This is a genomic window from Flavobacterium sp. (assembly GCF_031422135.1).
GTDB lineage: Bacteria > Bacteroidota > Bacteroidia > Flavobacteriales > Flavobacteriaceae > Flavobacterium.
Genome location: NZ_JANOQD010000105.1, coordinates 95,237 through 121,148 on the forward strand (window position 1 = coordinate 95,237; position 25,912 = coordinate 121,148).

Here is a 25,912-nt window from a genome sequence, read left to right on the forward strand (position 1 = left end):
TAATTATTTTTCTAGTTAACGACTGCTGCTTGTGCTACTGTAAAACCAAATTTAGCAGCAATTTGAGTTGATATTACATCTAGTTTTGCACCCAAAGTATCTATTTCCCAAAGTCCGTTTGTACCACTTGTTAAGGAAGCAAGCATAGTATCAACTTCCGCTTTTGTGAAATACGGATTGTTTGTACCTGGTTTGTTAGTGTAACGTAACGACATTATAAAACCATAACCTTCAGACAAATCGTGAAAAGCTGCTGCACCACTGTCAGTTACAAGTTTCCCTTTTCCAACTTGCATATAAAATACCGAACGAACAGCAACAACTACAGCTAATTTTTGTTTAATAATATTAATTTGAGCATCTCGAGTTGCATAATCATTAGCAACAATTGCAGCACGACCTTTTCTAAATGCTAATGAAATATCCTCTTTTACAGTATTAAAATCTACATCTGCGTTTACTTTAGTAATATATTCAGATAAGAATTTATCGCCAGTTGCTCCAAAAACATAACCGTAAGCTTCGTCCCAAGTGTGTTCCATTTTGGTATAATTGCTTGTACCGTCAAGAACTTTATTGGTATTGTTGTCTTTGTTTGAAGCTTCATCAAGTTTGTTTAAACTCAAGTAATTATTTACTACTTGATCTAAAATTGTAGCACCAATAGTTCCTTTTAAGAAAACTTGAATTGGTTCTAAACCATTTCCTGAGAAATATCTTGTAGATGAACCAGTTCCATATTTTCCAGCTATTCCTGATGCAGCATTGTTACCTTGACTAGCAACATTAATATCATTAAAAGTAGATTCAAAAAATGTTCTAACATTACTTTGTTCGGTTACAGAACCACCACCTAAATACAAATTAAAATAATCCTTAGAAGCTGCAGTTTTATCTTTTATCTGTTTTCCAGACGTATTTAAAACTGCATTTGTAAATTGATTATTAGTGTTTGAATACATTGATTGTAATTTGGTATTATCAACTACAAGACTTGTGGTAGCTTGAGTTTTTACATAACTACTCATTTCGTCAAGCATCAATATTCTGGTTGATTGTCCTGAAAAATCTACTGATGTTATTGCGTTTCTATCAAATGTATACGTTGTTGGAATGGTATAATTGAAAGCTGGTGGAGTTACAATAGGTGTAACTATATTATCGTCATTAGAACAAGACGAAACTAATAAAATTGTAAATGATGCTAAGAGAAGATTTTTGAAATTCATATTTGTTTATTTAGATTGAATAAGAATAATTTCTGCAAATATAAAATCATTTATTTGATAATTCTTATTTTATTTAGAATAATTACAAATAATTTTAAAATTTAACTTTTGTTCTATTTCTTATTGTTGTAAAACCTTGTTTAGGATTAATTATCTTCTTTTTTCCATCATTAATATTCAACAATTTATAATTATTTAAAATTGTTCTAAATAATTTTGTGTTTTAAAAATTAAAATTATATTTGCTTAAATTTAATCAATCTAAATAAAAATAATATGAAAAACCTATTCTTAAAAACAATACTATTTATAGTTACCACAACAATAGTTATTTCTTGTAACAATGATAATACACCTGTAATGCCAATAGACAATAGTGTTACAAAAAGACAAGCAATTGAGAATTATGCAAACATTGCATCAGCTAATTATCAAAAAGCGTATGACGATGCAGTAGTTTTAGAAACTGCTATTACAACATTTACGACTACACCTAACCAGATTAATTTTGATAATGCAAAAGCCAAATGGAAATTATCCCGTGAAAGTTATGGTACAACCGAAGCTTTTCGTTTTGCAAATGGACCTATTGACGATTCGGCTGGGCCAGAAGGTTTACTAAATTCTTGGCCAATGGATGAGAATTTTGTAGATTATGTAGATGGAGCTACTAACGCTGGAATTATAAACAATCCAACATTATACCCTACAATTGATAAAGGTACTTTAGAAGGTCAAAACGCATTAGATATTGACGAGAAAAACGTTTCAGTGGGTTACCACGCCATAGAATTTTTATTATGGGGACAAGATTTAACAGCTCCTTCAGCAAATCAAGCAGGACAACGACCTTATACAGATTATTTAACTACTGGAGGAACGGCTAGTAATCAAGCTAGAAGAGCACTATATTTGCGTGTTTGTGCTGATTTATTGACAGATAACTTATTATATATGGTAAACCAATGGAAAGTGGGTGGAGCATACAGAACTATATTTTTAGGTTTAGCAGAAAATGTAGCACTTAAAAACATATATTTAGGCATAACCACTTTAATTTCAGCTGAATTGCCTGTAGAACGTATGGAAACAGCTCTTGGAAATGCAGATCAGGAAGACGAACATTCTTGCTTTAGCGACAACACTCACAGAGATATTATATTGAATTTGCAAGGAGTTGTAAATGTTTACCAAGGAAAGTATGGAACAATTGATGGCGCATCACTTGAAGATTTAGTAAATCAAGCAAATGTTCAAGCATATACTGATACTAACGCCTCAATAACTTTATCATTAACTAAGGCAAATGCACTATTAAATCCGTTTGATTTGGCTATTTCAGGAGGAGAAACTTCAGCAGAAGGTGCCAAAGTTAAATCGGCAGCTTTACAATTTAAAAATTTAGGATCAAATTTATTAAATGGAGCTACTAAAATTGGAATTATTGTTAACTAGTAGTTTCTAAAATATATTAACCAAAGTGTTCTTTTAATTAAGAACACTTTTTCTATTTTTACATTATGAAAATTCTTTCAAAACTTATCCTTGTTATTTTCTGTGTTCAACTTATTGGATGTGAAGATGATGATTATAAAAGTATTCCAACGGAAGTAATACTAACTGCGGAAGAGCGTGAGGAATATTCAGGAGGCGAAGCGACAGTATTTAATGCTACACAGGAGGCTTTTGGCTTTTTTGCTTCAACATTAACCCAAAATGAACAATCAGATTTCGGGATAGGAAATTCTTTTTTTAGACAAAGTTGGGTTTCTGCACCTGCATCAACAACTGCTCGTGATGGTTTAGGTCCTTTTTTTAATGCTAATAATTGTTCAAGTTGTCATTTTAAAGACGGTCGTGGTCGTCCACCTGCTTTTGATGGTCAGTTAGGTCGAGGTTTATTATTACGTTTGAGTTTAGCAGGAAGTCACCCTAACGGAAGTGCTTTTTCGGACCCAATTTATGGAAATCAATTACAAGACAATGCTATTTTAGGGCAAGTTATTAAAGGAAAATACAATATTACATATCAAACTATTTCTGAAACTTTGGCGGATGGAACTGTTGTTGAACTTCAAAAACCATTGTATCAAATTAATACTTTAGGTTATGGTAGTTTAGCTAGCGGAATGTTGGTTTCTCCAAGAATTGCAAATCAGATAATAGGTTTGGGTTTGCTGGAAGCAGTTTCTGAAAATACAATTTTGGGCTTTGCAACAACTAATAATAGTAATGGGATTTCGGGAAAAGCCAATTATGTTTATGATGTTGAGAGTAACTCTCAAAAGTTAGGTCGTTTTGGTTGGAAAGCTAATCAACCTAGTATAAGACAACAAGTGGCTGGAGCTTTTTCTGGTGATATGGGAATTACAACCAGTATTTTTCCAAATGAAAATGCGCCTCCAAGTGTCGATTTAAGTGCCATCCCTAACGGAGGAAGTCCTGAAATATCGAATTCAAATTTCGATAAAGTTGTATTGTATTCAAGTTCATTAGCCGTTCCTGCTAGACGAAATGTTTCAGATCAAAATGTATTAAAAGGAAAGAAAACTTTTAATGACATTCAGTGTGCAAGTTGTCATGTTCCCAGAATGCAAACAGGAAATACATATTCAATAGCAGCATTAAGGGACCAGATAATTAGACCTTACACCGATATGCTCTTGCACGATATGGGAAATGAATTGTCTGACAATACTCCAGATTTTCTTGCAACTGGAAACGAATGGAGAACACAACCACTTTGGGGAATTGGACTAATTAATACTGTGAACGGGCACACTAATTTACTGCATGACGGAAGAGCTCGAAATGTTATCGAAGCTATTTTGTGGCATAGTGGCGAGGCACAAAATTCAAAAATTAAATTCAAGCAATTGTCTACAAATGATAGAAATAATTTATTGAGTTTTATTGATTCATTGTAACTTATTTTCTTTACATTGGAAATAATTTTTTTGAGAATTTCAAATTTTGAGTTCCAAGAATTTAGGCAAAAATACTATCATTTGAAAATTTAATATAATGCACTAAGGTTATTTTTACATTTTAAATATTTATTATTGTTCCTTAAAAGTTGCTAAAATAGCCCTGATAGAAGTGAAAATCCTATCGTTTTTTTCTTTAAAAAACGATAGATTGAAACGGATAGCAGGAAATAGCTCCAAAAAAACTAATCGCTAAATACGATTTACTGAACACTTTTTTGTATTTTTGCACTCCAAATAAAGGAAATATAAAATGTTAGACAGACTTCAAATAATCAAACAAAAATTTGACGAAATATCTGATTTGATAATTCAGCCAGACGTGATCGCAGATCAAAAACGTTACGTGCAATTAAATAAAGAATACAAAGACCTAAAAGGGCTTGTTGAAAAACGTGACGAATACGTTATTTTGATGGCTAATATACAAGAAGCTCAGGAAATTATTGCTGATGGTTCTGATGCTGAAATGGTTGATATGGCTAAAATGCAAATGGATGAAGCCAAGACTCGAATTCCAGAAATTGAGGAAGAAATTAAATTTTTATTAATTCCTAAAGATCCAGAGGATGCTAAAAACGTAATGGTTGAGGTTCGTGCAGGAACAGGTGGTGATGAAGCCTCAATTTTTGCTGGTGATTTGTTTAGAATGTATACTAAGTATTGTGAAGGTCGTGGTTGGAGAACTTCGGTTGTAGATATGAACGAGGGAACTTCTGGAGGCTTCAAAGAGGTTATTTTTGAAGTGACTGGAGATGATGTTTATGGAACCCTAAAATTTGAAGCAGGCGTACATCGTGTGCAACGTGTGCCGCAAACGGAAACACAAGGTCGAGTACATACATCAGCAGCTACAGTAATGGTTTTGCCAGAAGCGGAAGAATTCGATGTTCAGATAGATATGAATGATGTGCGTGTGGATTTCTTTTGTTCGTCTGGACCAGGCGGGCAGTCAGTAAACACTACTAAATCAGCAGTTCGATTGACCCATATTCCTTCTGGATTAGTGGCACAATGTCAAGATCAAAAATCGCAACATAAAAATAAAGATAAAGCTTTAACTGTTTTACGTTCTCGATTGTACGAACAGGAATTGGCAAAAAAGCAAGCAGAAGATGCTACAAAACGTACTTCGCAAGTGAGTTCAGGTGATCGTTCGGCAAAAATTAGAACCTATAATTATGCGCAAGGTCGTGTGACAGATCACAGAATTGGGATGGATATTTTTGATATGGATGGGGTTATGAATGGGAAAATTCAAAAACTTGTTGATGAGCTTCAATTGGTTAACAATATGGAAAAACTCAAAGAAAGCGAAGTTTTTTAATAGTTAATTGACTTTGGGCTAAATTAAGAAATTCAAAAAAAAATATTGAAAAATAGTGTTTTGGAATCAATTCTTTGGTAAGTAACTTCAATTTTCTATAATATTAAAAATAACGAAATGAACACTATAGACTATAGACTAAAGCCTAATTAATTTAAAATGATTTAATAACTTAAATCATTTTTTTTTGAAATGAATCCACAATAATTAACAAGTTTCCCTCTTATAACCTAATAATATACTCAAATCTATGAAAAATAAAATTTTAATTTTTTTCGCATTATTAAGCATCTCATATACAAATGCACAAAGCTATTTTGGCTACCTTAATGATAACTATGCTGGTGTGCATTCTGTTATTAATAATCCTGCAAACATTGTAGATTCCCGTTTTAGAACAGATATTAACCTTTTTACGATAAGTGGTTTTGTTGGTAATGATTATTATGGAGCAAAATTTAATGATTTATTAAAAAACGATTTCGATTTTGAAAACGATGGGTCGAAAAATCCAAAATCTGTTAATAATTTTCTAACAAACATTGATGTACTTGGACCTTCATTTATGTTTAATTTGAATGAAAAAAGTTCCATAGCCATTTTCTCAAGAGGAAGAGGTATTTTACATATAAGTAATATTAACGGTAAAGCACTGAACGACATTCAAGATGTTGTTAGTGAAGATTATAATGTTCCTAACCAAAATTTTAGTGTTGCATCAAATTCTTGGATGGAATTTGGAGTTTCTTATGCTCGAATTTTGATGAATACAGGAACACACTTTCTAAAAGGGGGTTTTTCTGCAAAATACTTAAGTGGATTATATACAGGTTACGTTAAATCAAATAACTTATCAATAAATTATGATTTTACTGGAAATGATGCTACCAATACTACAACTTCAACTGGATATATAGAATCCGGTAATATAAACTCCTTGGATAATTTAGATTCTCCTATAGATAATTTAGGAAAAGGTTTTGGTGGTGATTTAGGTTTTACTTATGAATATCGTCCAGATTATGCTAATTATCAATATACTAATAAAAAGGGTGGTAAAAGTTATCATAAAGATCAAAATAAATATAAATTTCGAATCGGATTGTCTGTAACCGATATTGGTAAAATTAATTATAGAGATGCCATTGTTTCAAAATACAATGCAAACACAAGTTATACTGATTTGCAATACAATATTAACTCAAGTTTTGATGTTTTGTATGCTAAAATTGAAGAAACGAAATCAATTAAATTTAATCTACCAACGGCTATTCACGCTAACGCAGATTGGAGAATGAATAAGCGTTTGTATTTGAATCTAAATACAGATTTAAGTCTTATAAGTGCTAAAAATAAAAATTCTTCATATATAAATAATAATGTTACTTTAACTCCACGTTACGAAGTGAAATGGTTAAGTTTATATACACCAATTACGTATTTGCAGTATTCGGGTTTACAAGCTGGTTTTGGATTTAGAGTTGGACCATTATTTGTTGGCTCTGGTTCAATTCTAAGCGCAATGCTTATTGAAACAAAAGCAGTTGATGCTCATTTTGGTTTAAAAATACCTATTTATCAAAGAAAATTGAAAGATATTGATTTTGATGGTGTTTATGATAAATACGATAATTGTCCAGAATTTCCTGGTCCACTTGAAAACAAAGGATGTCCTTGGGAAGACAGTGACAAAGATGGTGTTTTAGACAAAGATGACAAGTGTCCAGAATTTGCTGGTCCACTTGAAAACAAGGGGTGTCCTTGGGAAGACAATGATAAAGATGGTGTTTTAGACAAAGATGATAAGTGTCCAAAAATTTTTGGAGAAATGACCAATGAAGGTTGCCCTTGGGAAGATTCAGATAAAGATGGTGTTTTTGATAAAGACGACAAATGCCCAGAAGTATTTGGGACAATAGCAAACAACGGATGTCCTGAAGAAATTATAAAGGAAGTTCCAAAAACAGAAATCAAGCAAGATGTAATTAAGAAAATAAATGCTTTTTCTAAAACAATACTTTTTGATACTGGAAAAACAACAATTAAATCGGAGTCATTCTCTAATCTGGATCTTATCGTAACATTATTAAACGAGTATGATACGGTCAGCTTCAGAATAGAAGGACACACAGATAGTGCTGGAAAACCAGAGAGTAATCTCAAACTTTCCAAAGATAGAGCAGCTGCGGTTAAAAAATATTTTGTATACAAAGGAGTAAATCAGTATCGATTAACTTCTGAAGGATATGGTTCCAAAAAACCAATAGCCAGCAATAATACTACAAAAGGGAAAAACCTAAACCGAAGAGTAGAAATCAATTTAGTAAATTAATTTTTTTTAAAATTCATAAGCACGTCTCAAGGAATTGGGACGTTTTTTTTGGAGCTATTTCCCGCTATACGTTACAATCTTTTCTTTTTTTGTCATACTGAGCTTGTCGAAGTACAAAAAAAGAAAAGGATTTCCACTTCTATCGGGGCTAATGCAAAAAAAAGACTAATTAATTTATGAATTTTTTATTGGTCTCAAGTATAGCTTAAAACTATACCCTTTTGGTTTATTAACCTTTCATGTTCTAAAAAAACAATCACGAATTTGCTTCGCCATTAGCACTTTCAGGCTCTAGTCACGAATCTTCACAAATTAATTCGTGCTAACTTCTGTAATTAGAGGCAAATGAAGTATTACAACCTACTAGACTCGCTTAGGTTTAAAATGTATGAAGGGTATTAAAATATCCATAACTTCTTCAATGGTTAAAAAAACTTTGTAACTTTGACACTTCGCAACCAAGGAACAATGACAACAGAACAACTCATTCATCAAATTAAATTCAAAAAATCATTTCTCTGTATAGGATTAGATATTGATTTAACTAAAATTCCACCACATTTACTCGAGTTAGAAGATCCCATTTTCGAATTCAACAAAACGATTATCGATGCTACCCACGATTTGTGCGTTTCCTACAAACCAAATACGGCTTTTTATGAAGCTTATGGAATAAAAGGTTGGCAATCGCTACAAAAAACAATCAATTACATCAATGAAAAATATCCTAAAATATTTACAATTGCCGATGCCAAACGGGGCGATATAGGAAACACATCGTCTATGTATGCCAAAGCTTTTTTTGAAGATTTGAATTTTGATTCTGTTACCATTGCACCTTATATGGGCAAAGATTCTGTAGAACCATTTTTAGCTTTCGAAAACAAACACGCCATACTATTAGCCTTAACATCAAACGAAGGCGCATTCGATTTTCAAACTTTAGAATCCAATGGGAAAGAGTTATACAAACATGTGTTAGAAACTTCAAAAAAATGGAAAAACGCACAAAATTTAATGTACGTTGTTGGCGCAACCAAAGCGGAATATTTCTCTGAAATAAGAAAAATTATTCCAAATAATTTCCTTTTAGTTCCTGGAGTTGGAGCTCAAGGCGGCAACTTACTAGAAGTTTGCAAATACGGAATGAATTCCGATATAGGATTACTTATCAATTCCTCTCGAGGTATCATTTATGCTTCAAATGATATAGATTTTGCTCAAAAGGCTAGGGAAGAAGCATTGAAAATGCAACTAGAAATGGAAGAAATACTAGAAAATTATTTCTCTTAATGAAAACTTTAAATTTCTTAATTTTTCAATAAAGAATAGCATTTCGTAAAAACAAACTATGAAAACTTTAGTCGACCAACTCGGAAACCAACACACTTTCCAATCCACACCCAAACGAATCATTTCACTTGTGCCATCACAAACCGAGTTATTATATGATTTGGGATTAGAAGAAAGCATAGTTGGCATCACGAAATTTTGTGTGCATCCCTTTCATCTCAAAGCAACAAAAACAATAGTTGGCGGTACAAAACAGGTGAAATACGATAAAATTAAGGAGTTAAACCCGGATATTATCATTTGTAATAAAGAAGAAAACACACTCGAAATAGTGGAAGAACTTCGGGAAATTTGTCCAGTATGGATTACTAACATCATCACAATAGAAGACAATCTGCAAATGATTCACGATTTTGGTCAAATTTTCAACAAACGAACCGAAGCACAAAATTGGACTGATAAAACCAACTTTGCACTTCAAGATTTTCAAAATTTCATTAAAGACAAACCCATACAAAAGGTGGCCTATTTTATCTGGGCAAATCCATATATGGTTGCGGGTTCAGATACTTTTGTAAACGAATTATTGAAGCTCAATAAACTAGAAAATATCTATCAAAATAAAGGACGTTACCCAGAAGTTATCATCCAAAAAATGAGAATACAAGGTGATCCAGATTTGGTTTTTCTATCCTCTGAACCTTTTCCATTCAAAGAAGAGCACGCCTTCGAGATTGGTCGACACACCCACCATGCCACTACAGTTTTTGTGGATGGCGAAATGTTTTCTTGGTACGGAAGCCGACTTGTAAAATCCTTCGAATATTTTAAATTACTACATTCCAAAATCTAAAACCCAAATCACAATTTCCAAATCCCAAATCCCAAATTTTATCCTGATCTTGTCGAAGGATAAAATCTAAAATTTTAAACTATATTTGCTAAAAATCATAAATTGATAAACTATACCATCTATAAAAACGAAAACAGCGATCAATGGGTAACTTTTGTACACGGTGCTGGTGGAAGTTCGTCCATTTGGTTTAAGCAAATACGTGATTTTCAGAAGCATTTCAATATACTTTTGTTGGATTTGCGTGGTCACGGAAATTCAAACGAGCAAATTAAACGTGCATTTCAAAAGAAATATACTTTTAAATCCATTGCTAACGATGTGCTGGAAGTTATTGATTTTCTTAAAATAAAAAACTCTCATTTTGTTGGGATTTCGCTTGGAACTATTGTCATTCGGCAACTTGCTGAGATGCACCCTGAGAGAGTGCAGAGTATGATTTTAGGAGGTGCCATCTTAAAAATGAATTTCCGCTCCCAAATATTAATGCGATTAGGTAATATGTTTAAATATGTTTTGCCTTATTTGGTGTTGTATAAGTTTTTTGCATTTGTCATTATGCCTAACAAAAACCACAAACAATCTCGTTTGTTGTTTATCAACGAAGCCAAAAAATTATATCAAAAGGAATTTATTCGTTGGTTTAAATTAACAGCCGAAATTAATCCTGTTTTAAAATGGTTTCGTCAAGTAGAAGTCAATGTTCCAACACTATATATTATGGGAGAAGAGGATTATATGTTCCTTCCATCGGTTCGAAAAGTAGTCGAAAAACACTATAAAACATCCAAACTATTTGTCATTCAACATTGCGGACACGTGGTCAACGTGGAACAACCAGCAATTTTTAACAAAGAAGTAATTTCATTTCTCCAACAAGCATAAAAAAAGCCAGTACCTAAATACTGACTTCAAATTTTAACTAACCAAACCGTTTTTACACACCACAAATGTGACAATTTATTCGTTTCAATATGTTAAGTATTCGTTACGATTTTGTTATTAATTCATAAATAACACATTTATTTTTTATCCTGAATAGCAAAAACCTGCTGTAATAAAGTAGAAGTCCTTGCAGACAAATTCCCTCTAATCTCTTTTTCTTCTACTGCAATCATTTTAAAAACACCTGTCATAGCTTGGTTTGTCACATAATCCGTCAAATCAGGATTCACTTTATTCACAAACGGTATCGAATTATATTTCGTAATTATATTTGCCCAAACCTTATCCGCACCTACTTTTGCAAACGAATTTTTAATCACAGGATTAAATTTCCCATACAATGCCGTCGAAGTCGAACTCTGCAAATACCCAGTTGCTGCAGTCGAATTTCCCATCAAAATATTTTTCGCATCCGCAAAACTCATATTTTTAACGGCATCTACAAAAATCGGAGTTGCTTCTTTCACTGCATCTTCCGCAGTTCTATTTATCGCTCTCAAACCATCGTCAGCCAATTTGCTCATCCCAATTTTGCGCAAGCCAGCATCTACTTTTTTCAACTCTTCAGGCAACAAAATCTTCACAGCCTCATTTCTAAAAAAACCATCTACGGCAGTCAATTTCGACACCTGTTTCGATATTCCGTTGTTCAAAGCCTCCTTTAAACCACCCGAAATATCCAATCCCATTTGTTGAGTTTGCGGCAATTGTTGTAAAACTTGTTGCATTTCTGCACATCCAAAGACAGGAAGTAAAGCCAATAATAATATAGATTTTCTCATAAAATGTTTTTTTAAGATTAGTACAAATATAGAGCCAAATTTTTTTAGGAGCACAAACTTTTTGTTTCTTTAGCAACATTGTACCCGCTATCCGCAGTATCTTTTTATTGATTTGTAATTTCTACCACAGTACAAATTGCTCACAACAAATCAATAAAAAGGATACTTGCTTCTATCGGGGCTAAAATGTAACTTGGTTTTGTACCTAAAAACTTTTAGTTTTACATCTTTCCAAGCAAAAAATCTGTAAATTTGCACTTCAAAATTATCAAATCCTTAAAATGGAACCACAAATACCGTATATTCCTAAAAATAAAGTAAGAATCGTAACCGCAGCAGCACTTTTCGACGGTCACGATGCAGCCATAAACATCATCAGAAGAATCATCCAAGCCACAGGCTGCGAAGTCATACATCTTGGTCACGACCGAAGTGTAGGAGAAGTAGTAAACACTGCCATTCAAGAAGATGCCAATGCCATTGCAGTAAGTTCCTACCAAGGTGGTCACAACGAGTATTTCAAGTATATGTACGATTTGCTCAAAGAGCGCAATGCCACACACATTAAAATTTTTGGTGGCGGCGGTGGTGTAATCCTTCCGACAGAAATCAAAGATTTGATGGATTATGGTATTACACGATTATATTCCCCAGACGATGGGCGAGCAATGGGATTACAAGGAATGATAAACGATAAAGTTTCCAAATCAGACTATGTTTTACCTGATTTACCAGCCGATTTGGACATTCAAAAATCCTTAAAAGAAAAAAATATTTCCACCATAGCCAGATTAATTTCTTTGGCAGAAAATCGAAATGAGGAATTTAAAAAAGTCTTTCAATTTGATGAAAACAAATCAAAAAAAACACCAGTTCTGGGAATAACTGGAACGGGTGGTTCTGGAAAATCATCATTAGTTGACGAATTGGTTCGTCGTTTTTTAATCGATTTTCCCGAAAAATCCATCGGATTAATCTCCGTCGATCCATCCAAAAAGAAAACAGGTGGCGCACTTCTTGGCGATAGAATTCGTATGAACGCCATTAACAATCCTAGAGTTTATATGCGTTCTTTAGCAACTCGCCAATCCAATTTGGCATTGTCTAAATATGTTTCCGAAGCCATTCAAGTCTTGAAAGCAGCCGAATACGATTTAATTATCCTTGAAACTTCTGGAATTGGTCAATCCGATACCGAAATTATGGATCATTCTGATGTTTCGTTATACGTGATGACACCAGAATTTGGTGCAGCCACGCAACTCGAAAAAATCGATATGTTAGATTTTGCCGATTTGGTAGCCCTAAACAAATTTGACAAACGTGGTGCACTCGATGCCATTCGCGATGTCAAAAAACAATACCAACGCAATCACAATTTGTGGGATGAAAACCCAGATTCGATGCCGGTTTTTGGAACTATTGCATCGCAATTTAACGATCCAGGAATGAACACGCTCTACAAATCAATAATGGATAAAATTGTTGAAAAAACAAGTGCTAACCTGAAATCTACATTTGAAATTACTCGCGAAATGAGTGAGAAAATATATGTAATTCCGCCTCACAGAACCCGATATTTATCGGAAATTGCCGAAAACAATCGCAAATATGACGAAACGGCGCTTACACAAGTAGAAGTCGCTCAGAAATTATACGGAATTTATAAAACTATTGAAAGTGTTACCAATGCCAAATTAAGCTTGTCAAAATTTGGCATTGAAGAAGAAGGTCTTCGACAAGCTCTGCCTGAAAGCCAAGTTTTTGTTGATTTATTAGTAAAAGAATTCGACCGAGTAAAAATGAATCTCGATCCTTACAATTGGGAAATTATTCTGAATTGGGACGAAAAAGTAAACCGATACAAAAATCCAATATATTCGTTCAAAGTACGTGACAAAGAAATCAAAATTGCCACACATACCGAGAGTTTATCACACACCCAAATACCAAAAATAGCCTTGCCTAAATACCAAGCTTGGGGCGATATTTTACGTTGGAATTTACAAGAAAATGTACCTGGAGAATTCCCATTTACCTCAGGATTATACCCATTCAAGCGAGAAGGCGAAGATCCAAGCCGAATGTTTGCTGGAGAAGGTGGGCCAGAACGAACCAACAAGCGTTTTCATTATGTAAGCGCAGGATTGCCAGCCAAACGACTTTCGACAGCATTTGACAGTCCAACATTATACGGAAACGATCCACACGTTCGTCCAGATATTTATGGAAAAATTGGAAATGCTGGAGTTTCTATTTGCTGTCTAGACGATGCTAAAAAACTATATTCTGGCTTCGATTTAGTACACGCAATGACTTCGGTTTCGATGACTATAAATGGGCCAGCTCCAATGTTGTTAGGTTTTTTTATGAATGCAGCTATCGACCAACAATGTGAAATTTATATCAAAGAAAATAATCTTGAAGTTGAAATTAAAGAAAAAATAAACGAAATCTACAAGAAAAAAGGAATCCCTCGTCCAAGTTATCAAGGAGAAATTCCAGCTGGAAACAACGGTTTAGGATTGTTTTTATTGGGAGTAACAGGTGATGAAGTTTTACCAATCGATGTTTATAGCAAAATAAAAACTAGAACTTTATCTCAAGTTCGTGGCACCGTTCAAGCCGATATACTTAAGGAAGATCAAGCGCAAAATACTTGCATATTCTCTACTGAATTTGCTTTGCGATTAATGGGTGACGTGCAAGAATATTTCATCAAAGAAAACGTGCGTAACTTTTATTCGGTTTCTATTTCAGGATATCATATTGCTGAAGCAGGAGCAAACCCAATCACCCAATTAGCATTTACACTTTCCAATGGTTTTACTTATGTAGAATATTATTTAAGTCGAGGAATGAATATCAACGATTTTGGACCTAACTTATCGTTCTTTTTTTCTAACGGAATCGATCCTGAATACGCAGTAATAGGTCGGGTGGCACGCAAAATTTGGGCAAAAGCCTTAAAAAATAAATATGGAGCCAACGAAAGAGCTCAAATGTTGAAATACCATATTCAAACTTCTGGTCGCTCGTTGCACGCACAAGAAATTGATTTCAATGACATTCGTACTACTTTGCAAGCGTTGTATGCAATTTATGACAATTGTAACTCGTTGCATACCAATGCTTATGATGAAGCAATTACCACACCAACCGAAGAATCGGTGCGTCGTGCAATGGCAATTCAGTTGATTATAAATAAAGAATTAGGATTGGCAAAGAATGAAAATCCAATCCAAGGTTCGTTCATCATTGAAGAATTAACAGATTTAGTAGAGGAAGCGGTGTTACTAGAATTTGACCGAATTACAGAGCGTGGAGGCGTTCTTGGTGCAATGGAAACAATGTACCAACGCAGTAAAATTCAAGAAGAAAGCTTGTATTACGAAACCTTAAAGCACAATGGTGAATTTCCTATTATTGGAGTGAATACTTTTTTAAGTTCTAAAGGTTCCCCAACTGTAATTCCAGCAGAAGTTATTCGAGCTACCGAAGAAGAAAAACAATATCAAATTGATATGTTGACCAGTTTACATTCGTCAAGCGCAGCAAAAGTGGCTGAACACATAACAATTTTACAAGAAGCAGCTATTAAAAACGAAAACCTATTTGACCATTTGATGGAAGCTACAAAAGTTTGTTCGCTAGGGCAGATTACTGCCGCTTTGTTTGAAGTAGGTGGGCAGTATAGAAGGAATATGTAATAGTTAAAAAAATTAGATTTTGAAATTAAAGTGTAAAATAGTTGTATTGATTTTTGTTTGGTTTAGTTGTTTTACTATTCAAGCTCAAATTTTGGGTTGTATGGATAAAAAGTCATTAAACTATAATCCAAAAGCAACTGTTAATGATGGTAGTTGTCAATTTAAAAAAACAAAAATTGATCCAATTGAAAGCTTTGATTTAGATAAAAAATTAAATGAAACATCAGGTTTAATTCAATGGAATAATCGCCTTTGGACTCACAACGATGATACGGATACGAATTTGTATGCTTTGGATACCATTAACGGAAGTATTTTGGAAACCTATAATTTACCAAATGTTGTCAATACAGACTGGGAAGAGATTTCTCAAGATGAAAAATATTTGTATGTAGGTGATTTTGGAAACAACAAAGGAAATAGAACCAATTTACATATTTTAAGAGTTGAAAAAAAATCGTTATTGGAACGAAAACCAATAATAGATACTATTGCATATAAATATCCAAACCAAATTAATTTTGGAAAACAAAAAACAAAGACAACAAATTTTGATTGCGAGGCTTTGATTATAACTAATGATAGTATTTATCTTTTTTCGAAAGAATGGAAAAATAAACAAACAACTATTTATGCTTTACCTAAAATACCAGGAAACTATATAGCATATAAAAAAGACTCATTTAACGTAAAAGGAGTTATAACAGGTGTAAATTATTTGCCTTCCAAGAAAATAATAGTGTTGTGTGGATATACTAAAAAAGGGAAATCATTCCTGCATTTATTTTATGATTTTAATAATAATAATTTCTTTTCTGCAAATCATCGTAAGTTAAACTTCAACTTTAATTTTCAACAAATAGAAGGTGTTTCAACTAGAGATGGTCTCAAATATTATATTACAAATGAAAATTTAAAGTTTTTGACTGTCAATAATCCTCAAAAAATGCATATTTTAGATTTGAGGGATTATCTTTAAAAAAACACATAACTCAAAATTTATGATAATTTTAAGTATCAATTTTAATCCAAAATCTGTATTTTCGCAGTATGATGACAGATATTGAAATTGAAGCAATTAAAGATTTATTGGCTTCTCCCAAAAAAATAACGATAATTCCACACAGAAACCCAGATGGAGATGCAATGGGTTCCACACTAGGATTGTACCATTTTTTAGTACAACAAAATCACGAAATATTAGTTATGGCTCCAAACGAATTTCCTGATTTTTTAGCTTGGTTGCCAGCATCTGAAAAAGTTGTGATTTTTGAAAAAAATACAGAAACGTGTACTGAAATACTAAACAAATCGGATATTATTTTTACACTCGATTTTAATGCATTGCATAGAGTAGGTGAAATTATGGAAAGAACTTTGTCCAAATTAGACAAAACCTTTATTATGATTGATCATCATCAATTTCCAGATAGTTTTGCTAAATATACTTTTTCGGATACAAAATATGGCTCAACATGTGAGATGGTGTATCATTTTATACATCAATTAAACCAACAAAAATTAATTAACAAAGCGGTTGCTACTTGCATCTATACTGGAATTGTTACTGATTCTGGTTCGTTTAGATATCCAGCTACAACAAGTACTACACATCGTGTAGTAGCTGATTTAATTGATATTGGTGTCGAAAACAGCAAAATTCACAACCAGTTATTCGATACAAGTTCATACAGTCGCTTGCAATTATTAGGTCGAGCACTTCAGAATATGAAATTAATGCTAGAAAATAAAACTTCCTATATTACATTGTCACAAGCAGAATTAGATGAGTTTAATTTTGAAAAAGGCGATACGGAAGGAATTGTAAATTATGGTTTGTCTATTGATGGAATCGATTTTACTGCTATCTTTATCGAAAATTTAGCGGAAGGAATTATAAAGATTTCATTTAGATCTCAAGGTAGTTTTGATGTCAATCAGTTTTCAAGAAGTTACTTTGGCGGTGGCGGACACATTAATGCAGCTGGAGGAAAATCAGACAAATCACTTGCAGAAACTGTAATAGAATTTGAAAGAATCGTTAAAGAAATTAAAAAATAAAACAAATATGAAACTATTAAAAATATTTTGTTGTTTATTTCTGGGAGTAAATTTGGTTACATGTTGCACTCCAAAACAAGAGCCTCGCAGGCCTATTTCGCAAAAATCTGGAGCGTTTATGAAGCAATCTATCGAACGAAATATAAAGATGAATCAAAACGAAGAAGCTTTAATTGAGTCAATTATCGAAAAAGATACATCAGTAGATTATATTTCATCAAAAAAAGGATACTGGTACCATTATATCATCAAAAATGATTCGGTAAATACAAAGCCAATCAAAGGCGATGTTGCTTTTTTTGATTATGAAATAAAAGATTTAAAAGGAAACATCATCTATTCACAACTGGAACTAAAACCTCAAAAATATATAGTTGATAAACAAAATATTATGATAGGTTTGCGTGATGGAATTAAACTGATGAAAAAAGGAGAGAAAGTAACCTTTTTGTTTCCATCACATATGGGATATGGTTACCACGGAGATAGCAAAAAAGTAACCAACAATATTCCGTTAATGTGTACCGTTACACTAAATGATATAAAACAAGAAAACGAATTGAAAATTGAATAATTAATATATTTTTTTAAAATGAACCAAATAGCAAAATTAGTATTAAGTTGTATTGTTGTATTATTTTTTTCGTGCAAATCAGAACACAATGAATTAAATGATGGATTGTTTGCCGAAATCGAAACCAACAAAGGTAAAATAGTTGTACAATTAGAGTTTGAAAAAACACCAATAACTGTTGCAAATTTCGTTTCGCTAGCCGAAGGAAAAAACACAATGGTCAGTGAAGCATTAAGTGGAAAACCTTTTTATGATGGTTTAAAATTTCATAGAGTATTAGCTAATTTTATGATTCAAGGAGGTGACCCAGACGGAAATGGTTCTGGTGGTCCAGGATATAAATTTAAAGATGAGTTTGTTCCAGAATTAGTAATGGATAAACCAGGTATTCTAGCAATGGCAAATGCTGGTCCGGGTACAAACGGAAGTCAGTTTTTCATTACACACAATGAAACCAATTATTTGAATGGTCGTCATACCGTTTTCGGTCACGTAGTTTCAGGACAAGATGTGGTTGACAAAGTGGCTCAAGATGATTCAATTTTTAAAATTATAATTATTAGAAAAGGAGAAAAAGCTAAAAAATTTGATGCTCCAAAAATTTTCAAAGATCATTTTGAAGCTGAAGTGTCTGTTAAAAAAGAAAACGACGCTAAATATTCTAAAGTAATAGCTGATAAACTAGCTTATTTTACGTCTCAAAAAAGTAGAGCTACAAAAACGGAATCTGGATTAATGTATACCATTGTTCAAAAAGGAACAGGAAAAAAACCAGCAGCTGGAGTCACATTTTTCTTTCACTATGCGGGTCATTTTGAAGATGGTAATCTTTTTGACAGTAGTATTGAAAACGTGAATCGTGAATTTGGAAAATTAGATGTAAATAGAGCTGCTGCAAAACAATATCTTCCACTCCAATTTGTAGCTGGACAAAAAGAAGGTATGATTCCAGGTTTTATTGAAGGACTAGAAAAAATGTCTTTTGGTGACAAAGCAGTCGTATTTATTCCTTCTAACCTTGCCTATGGTGCACAAGGAGCAGGAGGAATTATTCCTCCAAATACAAATTTAATATTCGAACTAGAATTGCTTGAAAAAATGCCAAATCAATAAATTAATTAAAGAAAAATGAGAACTAGATTAAATGTACTATTTGTGTTTCTTTTGGTAATGGGTAATAGTTATGCTCAAAAAGGAAAAACACCAATTAAAAAAGGAAAACCAAACACAACAAAAAAAGCAACTCCAAAAACAGTAGTTAATGGAATATTTGCAGAATTCGATACCTCAAAAGGGAAAATAGTTATTGAATTGGAATATGCAAAAACACCAATTACAGTAGCAAATTTCATATCATTAGCAGAAGGAACTAATACTATTGTAAAAGCAGAATTAAAAGGAAAACCGTACTATAACGGATTGAAATTCCATAGAGTAATCAAAGATTTTATGATTCAAGGTGGAGATCCTCTAGGAAATGGTATGGGTGATCCAGGATATAAATTTAAAGATGAATTTACAGATTTAAAACACGATAAAGCAGGAATTTTGTCAATGGCAAATTCTGGTGTGGCTACAAATGGAAGTCAATTTTTTATAACACACAAAGCAACTCCTCATCTTGATGGCAAACATACTGTTTTTGGAAAATTGGTTTCTGGAATGGATGTTGTAAACAAAATTGAGCAAAATGATATAATTAATAAAGTTGTTATTTCAAGACAAGGTGCGGCGGCCAAAGCTTTTAAAGCCACTAAACTATTTTCAGATTACTATGCCACTAAAGGTGATGATGATAAAAAACAAGCGCTTTTAAATGCTGAAAGGAATAAAGCACAACTGGAAGCACAAGCTGCTGCTAAAAAAGAATACACTTTGAAGTATGCCTCAGTAATAGCTGAAAAAGTAGCATCACTCGCTAAAGTTCGTGCGACTTCAACCAAAACAGATTCTGGTTTAGAGTATTTTATAACTAAAGATACAGGCAAAAAACCAGTTGATGGAGCTACAATTTATGTTCACTATGCTGGGTTTTTAGAAGATGGAACTTTATTTGATAGTAGTTATGAAGAAGTAAATAAAACCTGCGGTAAATTTGATCAAAACAGAGCAAATGCTGGTGGATATGCACCTTTTCCTTTTCAGATGGGGAATAAAGCTGGGTTAATACCAGGCTTTCTTGAAGGTATAAATATGCTGTCATTTGGGGATAAAGCGACATTTTTTATTCCTTCTAAACTAGGATATGGAGCACAAGGAGCAGGAAATGTAATTCCACCAAATGCTAATATTATTTTTGAAGTCGAAATTTTTGAAGCGTTTCCAGTTAAAAAATAGTTACTGATTAAGCATAAAAAAAGCTCCAAATTGGAGCTTTTTTTTATGTTTAATAATTACTTTGTAAACAATAATTCTCTATACTTCGTTAACGTCCAAATTTCGTCATCAACTAAGAGTTCAAGTTTATCGCAATGCTCTCTAATTTCGTCAAAGTGTGGTTTTACTTTATCACAATACATTTCTGCCATTTTTTGAGCATCAGTTAATGCATTAGCTTTTTTACGAGCATCAGTCATTTTTTCAACTTTGGTGTTGATACCTTCAATATGTTCTGAAATTTCTTTTATTAAAACTATTTGCTCTTTTCCAATTTTTTCAAAATCTTTACCAAAAATTTCTTTTAATCCACGAACATTTTCAATCAAAGTATTTTGATAACGAATTGCAGTTGGAATTACGTGATTTCTAGCAATATCTCCAAGAACTCTTCCTTCAATTTGGATTTTCTTAGTGTATTCTTCCAGTTCAATTTCATAACGTGCTTCAACCTCAACGTGATTCATAACGTTCAATTCTTTAAATAAATCCAATGCTTTTTTAGAAACCTTAGCTTTTAATGCAGTTGGTGTAGTTTTATGATTGCTTAATCCACGTTTTTTAGCTTCTTTTTCCCAAGCATCGCTGTAACCATCACCTTCAAAAAGTATATTTTTTGTACCTTTAATATATTCTCTCAATACATTAAAAATAGCTTCGTCTTTCTTTAAATCTTTAGTATCTATTAATGTGTCAACTTCTTTTTTGAAATCTTTTAATTGTTTTGCAACAATAGAATTCAACGTTGTCATAGCATTGGCGCAGTTTGCAGAAGAACCTACAGCTCTAAATTCAAATTTATTTCCTGTAAATGCAAACGGTGAAGTTCTGTTTCTGTCTGTGTTATCCAATAAAACATCTGGAATTTTACCAACTACATTTAGTTTTAAATCGGTTTTTTCTTCTGGAGATAATTTTCCTGTGGAAACCCCTTCTAATTCTGCTAAAACTTTAGTTAATTGTGCTCCAATAAATACGGAGATAATGGCTGGTGGCGCTTCATTTGCTCCCAATCTATGATCGTTACTTGCCGTTGCAATTGCTGCACGAAGTAATTCTTCATATTCATTTACAGCTTTTATAGTATTGATGAAAAACGATAAAAATTGTAAATTACTCATGGGTGTTTTTCCTGGAGAGAGCAAGTTTATTCCAGTATCTGTAGCTAATGACCAGTTATTGTGTTTTCCAGAACCGTTTACGCCTTTGAAAGGTTTTTCGTGAAATAGCACTTTGAAATCGTGACGTTCACCAACTTTAGACATTACATCCATTAAAAGTGAATTATGATCAACAGCTAGATTGGTTTCTTCAAAAATTGGAGCCAACTCAAACTGATTTGGTGCCACTTCATTATGACGTGTTTTTACTGGAATTCCAAGCAACATACATTCTTCTTCCAATTCTCTCATATAATTTAATGCACGAGAAGGAATTGAACCAAAGTAATGATCGTCAAGTTGCTGACCTTTAGCAGATGTATGACCAAGTAATGTTCTTCCTGTCATAACCAAATCTGGACGAGAATTTGCCAAAGCAGAATCTATCAAGAAATATTCTTGTTCCCAGCCTAATGTAGCAGTTACTTTTTTGACATTTTTATCAAAATATTTACATACATCAGTTGCGGCTTCGTCAACAGCATTCAAAGCACGTAAAAGGGGTGTTTTATAATCTAAAGCTTCACCTGTATAAGAAATAAAAACCGTTGGAATACACAAAGTTGTTCCGAAAATAAAAGCTGGAGATGTTGGATCCCAAGCGGTGTAACCACGTGCTTCAAATGTATTTCTAATTCCACCATTTGGAAACGAAGAAGCGTCTGGCTCTTGTTGTACTAATTGTCCGCCACCAAATTTTTCTACTGGATCTGAACCATCATAAGAAGTTTCAAAAAAAGCATCGTGCTTTTCTGCAGTTGATCCTGTAAGTGGTTGAAACCAGTGCGTATAATGAGTTACACCTTTTGAAAGTGCCCATTCTTTCATTCCCATTGCAATATAATCTGCCAATTTTCTGTCAATTTTGGTTCCGTGTTGGACTGCATCTTTTACACCTTTATGAGCATCTGAAGTCAAAAATTGCTTCATTGCTTTATCATTAAACACATTATAACCAAAAAGATCTGATTTTTTACCAGATTCTTCAAATTTTACAGGCTTTCTACCTGTAGTTTCTTTTAATGCTTGAAAACGTAAAGTTGACATAAAATAGTTTTTTAAAAGTTATACCCCTATTGATTTGATGCAAATATAAAAATATTTTTATAGATAAGTAATTTTACACCTATTTTTTAGGGGTATATTTTAAATTAATAATTTAAAATTATATTTTAATCAGTTTTTACTTCCTCTTAAAAAAGATTATCTTTGTATAAATTGAAAGTTTTTAAAATTTTTAATTCGTAATTTTTAATTTGTAATTGATTATGACTGTTTGGATCTTATTCTTTGTAATGGTTTTTGTAATTCTTGCTCTTGATTTAGGAGTTTTTAATAAAACACCACATATTATTAGCACAAAAGAAGCTAGCAAATGGACTGCTATTTGGGTTTCTTTATCTCTCGCTTTCTCAGGTGTAATTTATTGGTTGTATGGAACGGATTATATTGCTAATCCAACAGGTTTGACTCAATCTGATGCAATGATTAAGTTCATTACAGGTTATTTGGTAGAACTTTCCTTGAGTATTGATAATATTTTTGTGATTGCTATCATATTTGCTTCGTTCAAAATCCCTCAGAAATACCAGCATCGAGTTTTGTTTTGGGGAATATTAGGTGCCATTATTTTTAGAGGATTAATGATTTCTTTTGGTGTGATTATCATCAATAAATTTGCTTGGACGACTTATCTTTTTGGTGCTTTCTTGATTTTCACCGCTTTAAAGATGCTTTTTAGTAAAGAGGATGATGATTTTGAACCCAAAGATTCGTTTGTGTACAAAGCATTGGGTAAAATAATTCCTATTACTTCTGAAACCGATAAAGAGAAATTTTTCATTCAAACCAAAAAAGGAAAAGCGGCGACACCACTTTTTGTTGCTTTGATTGTAATAGAAGTAATGGATGTGTTATTTGCCGTGGATAGCGTTCCTGCCATTATTGGTATTACAAAAGACCCTTTTCTAGTATTTAGCTCCAATATTTTTGCCATTCTTGGACTGCGGTCTATGTATTTCTTCTTATCTAATATGTTAGAAAAATTCAAATATCTAGAATATAGTTTGATTGCTATTTTGTCATTTGTAGGGGTAAAAATGATTATTCACAAATGGGTTGAAATTCCAGAATGGGCTTCGTTAGGATTTATAGCGTTATCATTATTGGTAGGTATTTTTGTTTCGTTGCAAAAAAGCAAACAAGAAGAATTGAAGAATTGGACTTCAGAGAAATAAATTATAAGTAAAATTGTAAATGAATCTAAAACAATTCAATCAATTATCCTCAGATTTGCAGAGTTTAGCAAAAATAATTCCTTTAAATTGGGGTGCTATTCAAAACGATAAAACGGATAATAATTTGGATATGTTTGCAATTCATACTTTTATTGAATTAGAAAACAAAATTTCTCTTTTCCCAGAACCTTCAAAAACCTATTTCAGACGAAGATGGTTTTTGTGGAAATGTGCGCAATGTGATGAATATCTTTTTAATTTGAATGGTAATGTATCCCAAAATCCCAATCAAAAATCCCAAACGTACGACATAGAATTTAATAGTGATTTAGAACTTAGATTTGATGTAAAGGGAACAGTTATTCCTCGAAATTTTAGAGATAAAATCAATTTAATGATGGATGATCCTTCGGAAATGATTCGTTTTTTTTATGACAATCAGAGTAAAGGGATTAGAAACGGTATTCAAAACAGGTTGTTTATTATTCATCATTCCTATAAGAATGAGGCTCGCGAAATGTATTTGCGATGTCACTGGGATTTGAAAAAAGAGATTTATAAATCATACGCATCTCAAATAACAAGAACTTCAAATTTTGTAAATTATAAAGAAGTTAAAGCAGATGTCATTTTTATTTTTGAAAATGCAGACCATACTTTTACACCTCATTTTTATGGAATTAGATAATAAATTGAAATTGTTTATGGTAATGCTAGGTTGCAGACCCAAAGCACGATTTACAGAGCAGCATATGTTTTTTTTGGAATAGGGAATTCTTTAAAAGTGTTGATTCCTAAAATAAAATCATTCTGGACAGAAGCCGTGACATAATACTTATGGGTTTCATCGTTTTTTTTTCCTTCATTATATTTTTTTTGTGCCTTTTCCAGCTTTCCACTTTAGCCCTTGTTATAAACGCTTTTTTTCTAAAGTCATTACAAGAGCTTCCTGTGGTCGCTTTGCAATGTCTAGAAAAAATAGCTTTTATTGCCTCGAGGCTATCGCTGCAATCTGGGGCAGGGTAATAGTTTTTTGAAATTGTGTTTTGTTTTGAAGTCATTTTTTTTTACTACCAACACGTTTGATACACTAAGTTCAAATCTAAACCCTTTTATTAATTTAAACCTCGTAAAAATAAAAAAATAACCTATAGGTTATTTTTTTTATGTCACTTTTTTTATTTTTAATTCCCGATTGGGATTTTATCGCCATCAACACATCTTACAAATTACCAAATACTAGTTTTAATCAGCACTAGTAGTTATTATTCTATTAACATTATTTCCAATTTGCTCTAATAAAACAGTCGTTACACCGCCATCAAAAAGCATTTCAACTTGTACTTGTTTTTTATTTATGATGTAATCAATAGAAATTAATCCATCTGAATTCAATTTTATTGTTTCTGACTTCTGTGGTAAGATCTTTTTAAGCTTTTCTGATTTATCTACAACTCTGTTTTTAATTAATTCAAGATAAACATCGTTTACCGTTGAATTTTTTATTGTACATATTTCTTCAAGTCCCATTTCTATTTGATTGGTCTTGCAATCAAAATCATTTGTATGGTCAATATAATATTCTTTATTTTTTTTAAAATAGCAATCAATTATAATATTCCATTTTTTGACATCAAACTTTAATTTTTCAGGATTTTCAATGTCATTGGTCAAATCCAACAATGTAGAATTTTGTGCATCAAACAGCAAAGTACCTACTACATTACTTCCATCATATAGCATAATTTTTATGCTAAAATTAGTAATATCTTCTATTTCTCCAGTCAAATTTTCTTTGAAAGGATTAGTTAATGAGGATGATTTTATAAAATCTAAAAGTATATTGTTACAATCTACATTATTTTCTGAATTTTGGATCCCTTCATTTATAATTACTTTATTTTCAATGCTTTTTTGAGCAATAGAGTCTTTTACCTTGCTTGTATTATTTTGTACTTCTGAATTATAATTTTCCTTACAAGAGAGAAAAAGTAAATTAAAAAATATAAATACTAAAAATTTTTTCATAATTAAATATTATAATGA

General features: G+C 32.4%; 19 protein-coding genes. 15 read left to right on the top strand and 4 right to left on the bottom strand.

The window, feature by feature from the left end; translation table 11 throughout:
- Positions 1 to 11 precede the first annotated feature (11 nt).
- A complete protein-coding gene (locus tag RMO70_RS13705; protein WP_310557002.1) occupies positions 12 to 1,229 on the bottom strand; it encodes a DUF4856 domain-containing protein in 1,218 nt (405 codons plus the stop codon).
- A gap of 276 nt (positions 1,230 to 1,505) precedes the next feature.
- Between RMO70_RS13705 and RMO70_RS13710 the strand changes: the two genes are divergently transcribed.
- From RMO70_RS13710 to RMO70_RS13740, 7 genes are all read left to right on the top strand, one after another.
- Positions 1,506 to 2,684 carry an imelysin family protein gene (locus RMO70_RS13710; protein WP_310557003.1) on the top strand — a complete coding sequence of 393 codons (1,179 nt, stop codon included), beginning with the start codon at positions 1,506 to 1,508 and terminating at the stop codon, positions 2,682 to 2,684.
- Positions 2,685 to 2,749: 65 nt separating this feature from the next.
- Positions 2,750 to 4,156 (top strand): di-heme oxidoredictase family protein, encoded by a 1,407-nt coding sequence (locus tag RMO70_RS13715; RefSeq protein ID WP_310557004.1) that lies wholly within the window; start codon positions 2,750 to 2,752, stop codon positions 4,154 to 4,156.
- 313 nt (positions 4,157 to 4,469) lie between these two features.
- Positions 4,470 to 5,543 carry a peptide chain release factor 1 gene (gene prfA / locus RMO70_RS13720; RefSeq protein WP_310557005.1) on the top strand — a complete coding sequence of 358 codons (1,074 nt, stop codon included), beginning with the start codon at positions 4,470 to 4,472 and terminating at the stop codon, positions 5,541 to 5,543.
- A gap of 250 nt (positions 5,544 to 5,793) precedes the next feature.
- Entirely contained in the window at positions 5,794 to 7,875 is a 2,082-nt protein-coding gene (locus tag RMO70_RS13725; RefSeq protein WP_310557006.1) for a DUF5723 family protein, read from the top strand.
- A 468-nt stretch (positions 7,876 to 8,343) separates the two neighbouring features.
- Positions 8,344 to 9,168, top strand: a complete 825-nt coding sequence (gene pyrF / locus RMO70_RS13730; protein ID WP_310557029.1) for an orotidine-5'-phosphate decarboxylase — start codon at positions 8,344 to 8,346, stop codon at positions 9,166 to 9,168.
- Positions 9,169 to 9,226: 58 nt separating this feature from the next.
- Positions 9,227 to 10,021 (top strand): helical backbone metal receptor, encoded by a 795-nt coding sequence (locus RMO70_RS13735; protein WP_310557007.1) that lies wholly within the window; start codon positions 9,227 to 9,229, stop codon positions 10,019 to 10,021.
- 102 nt (positions 10,022 to 10,123) lie between these two features.
- Complete coding sequence (locus RMO70_RS13740; RefSeq protein ID WP_310557008.1) at positions 10,124 to 10,906, top strand: alpha/beta hydrolase; 783 nt, start codon at positions 10,124 to 10,126, stop codon at positions 10,904 to 10,906.
- A 137-nt stretch (positions 10,907 to 11,043) separates the two neighbouring features.
- Here RMO70_RS13740 and RMO70_RS13745 read toward each other — a convergent pair whose 3' ends face one another.
- Entirely contained in the window at positions 11,044 to 11,748 is a 705-nt protein-coding gene (locus tag RMO70_RS13745; RefSeq protein WP_310557009.1) for a DUF4197 domain-containing protein, read from the bottom strand.
- Positions 11,749 to 12,029: 281 nt separating this feature from the next.
- Here RMO70_RS13745 and RMO70_RS13750 point away from each other — a divergent pair, with 281 nt between their 5' ends.
- The 6 genes from RMO70_RS13750 to RMO70_RS13775 all read left to right on the top strand — a co-directional run bounded on the left by RMO70_RS13750 (position 12,030) and on the right by RMO70_RS13775 (position 20,430).
- A complete protein-coding gene (locus RMO70_RS13750) occupies positions 12,030 to 15,458 on the top strand; it encodes a methylmalonyl-CoA mutase family protein (protein ID WP_310557010.1) in 3,429 nt (1,142 codons plus the stop codon).
- A 100-nt stretch (positions 15,459 to 15,558) separates the two neighbouring features.
- Positions 15,559 to 16,437: a T9SS C-terminal target domain-containing protein gene (locus RMO70_RS13755; protein WP_310557011.1), complete on the top strand. Its 879-nt coding sequence runs from the start codon at positions 15,559 to 15,561 to the stop codon at positions 16,435 to 16,437.
- Between the two features lie 71 nt (positions 16,438 to 16,508).
- Positions 16,509 to 17,519, top strand: a complete 1,011-nt coding sequence (locus RMO70_RS13760; protein WP_310557012.1) for a bifunctional oligoribonuclease/PAP phosphatase NrnA — start codon at positions 16,509 to 16,511, stop codon at positions 17,517 to 17,519.
- 7 nt (positions 17,520 to 17,526) lie between these two features.
- Positions 17,527 to 18,093: a gliding motility-associated peptidyl-prolyl isomerase GldI gene (gldI, locus tag RMO70_RS13765; protein ID WP_310557013.1), complete on the top strand. Its 567-nt coding sequence runs from the start codon at positions 17,527 to 17,529 to the stop codon at positions 18,091 to 18,093.
- Positions 18,094 to 18,111: 18 nt separating this feature from the next.
- Entirely contained in the window at positions 18,112 to 19,206 is a 1,095-nt protein-coding gene (locus RMO70_RS13770) for a peptidylprolyl isomerase (RefSeq protein WP_310557014.1), read from the top strand.
- Positions 19,207 to 19,221: 15 nt separating this feature from the next.
- A complete protein-coding gene (locus RMO70_RS13775; protein ID WP_310557015.1) occupies positions 19,222 to 20,430 on the top strand; it encodes a peptidylprolyl isomerase in 1,209 nt (402 codons plus the stop codon).
- 56 nt (positions 20,431 to 20,486) lie between these two features.
- On the opposite strand, the gene RMO70_RS13780 is transcribed toward RMO70_RS13775, so the two are convergent.
- Positions 20,487 to 22,676 (bottom strand): glutamine synthetase III, encoded by a 2,190-nt coding sequence (locus RMO70_RS13780; RefSeq protein WP_310557016.1) that lies wholly within the window; start codon positions 22,674 to 22,676, stop codon positions 20,487 to 20,489.
- A gap of 221 nt (positions 22,677 to 22,897) precedes the next feature.
- Here RMO70_RS13780 and RMO70_RS13785 point away from each other — a divergent pair, with 221 nt between their 5' ends.
- Complete coding sequence (locus tag RMO70_RS13785) at positions 22,898 to 23,866, top strand: TerC family protein (protein ID WP_310557017.1); 969 nt, start codon at positions 22,898 to 22,900, stop codon at positions 23,864 to 23,866.
- Positions 23,867 to 23,885: 19 nt separating this feature from the next.
- Positions 23,886 to 24,554, top strand: coding sequence for a hypothetical protein (locus RMO70_RS13790; RefSeq protein WP_310557018.1), 669 nt, complete (start codon positions 23,886 to 23,888; stop codon positions 24,552 to 24,554).
- Between the two features lie 557 nt (positions 24,555 to 25,111).
- Here RMO70_RS13790 and RMO70_RS13795 read toward each other — a convergent pair.
- Positions 25,112 to 25,894 carry a hypothetical protein gene (locus tag RMO70_RS13795; RefSeq protein ID WP_310557019.1) on the bottom strand — a complete coding sequence of 261 codons (783 nt, stop codon included), beginning with the start codon at positions 25,892 to 25,894 and terminating at the stop codon, positions 25,112 to 25,114.
- Positions 25,895 to 25,912: the final 18 nt, after the last annotated feature.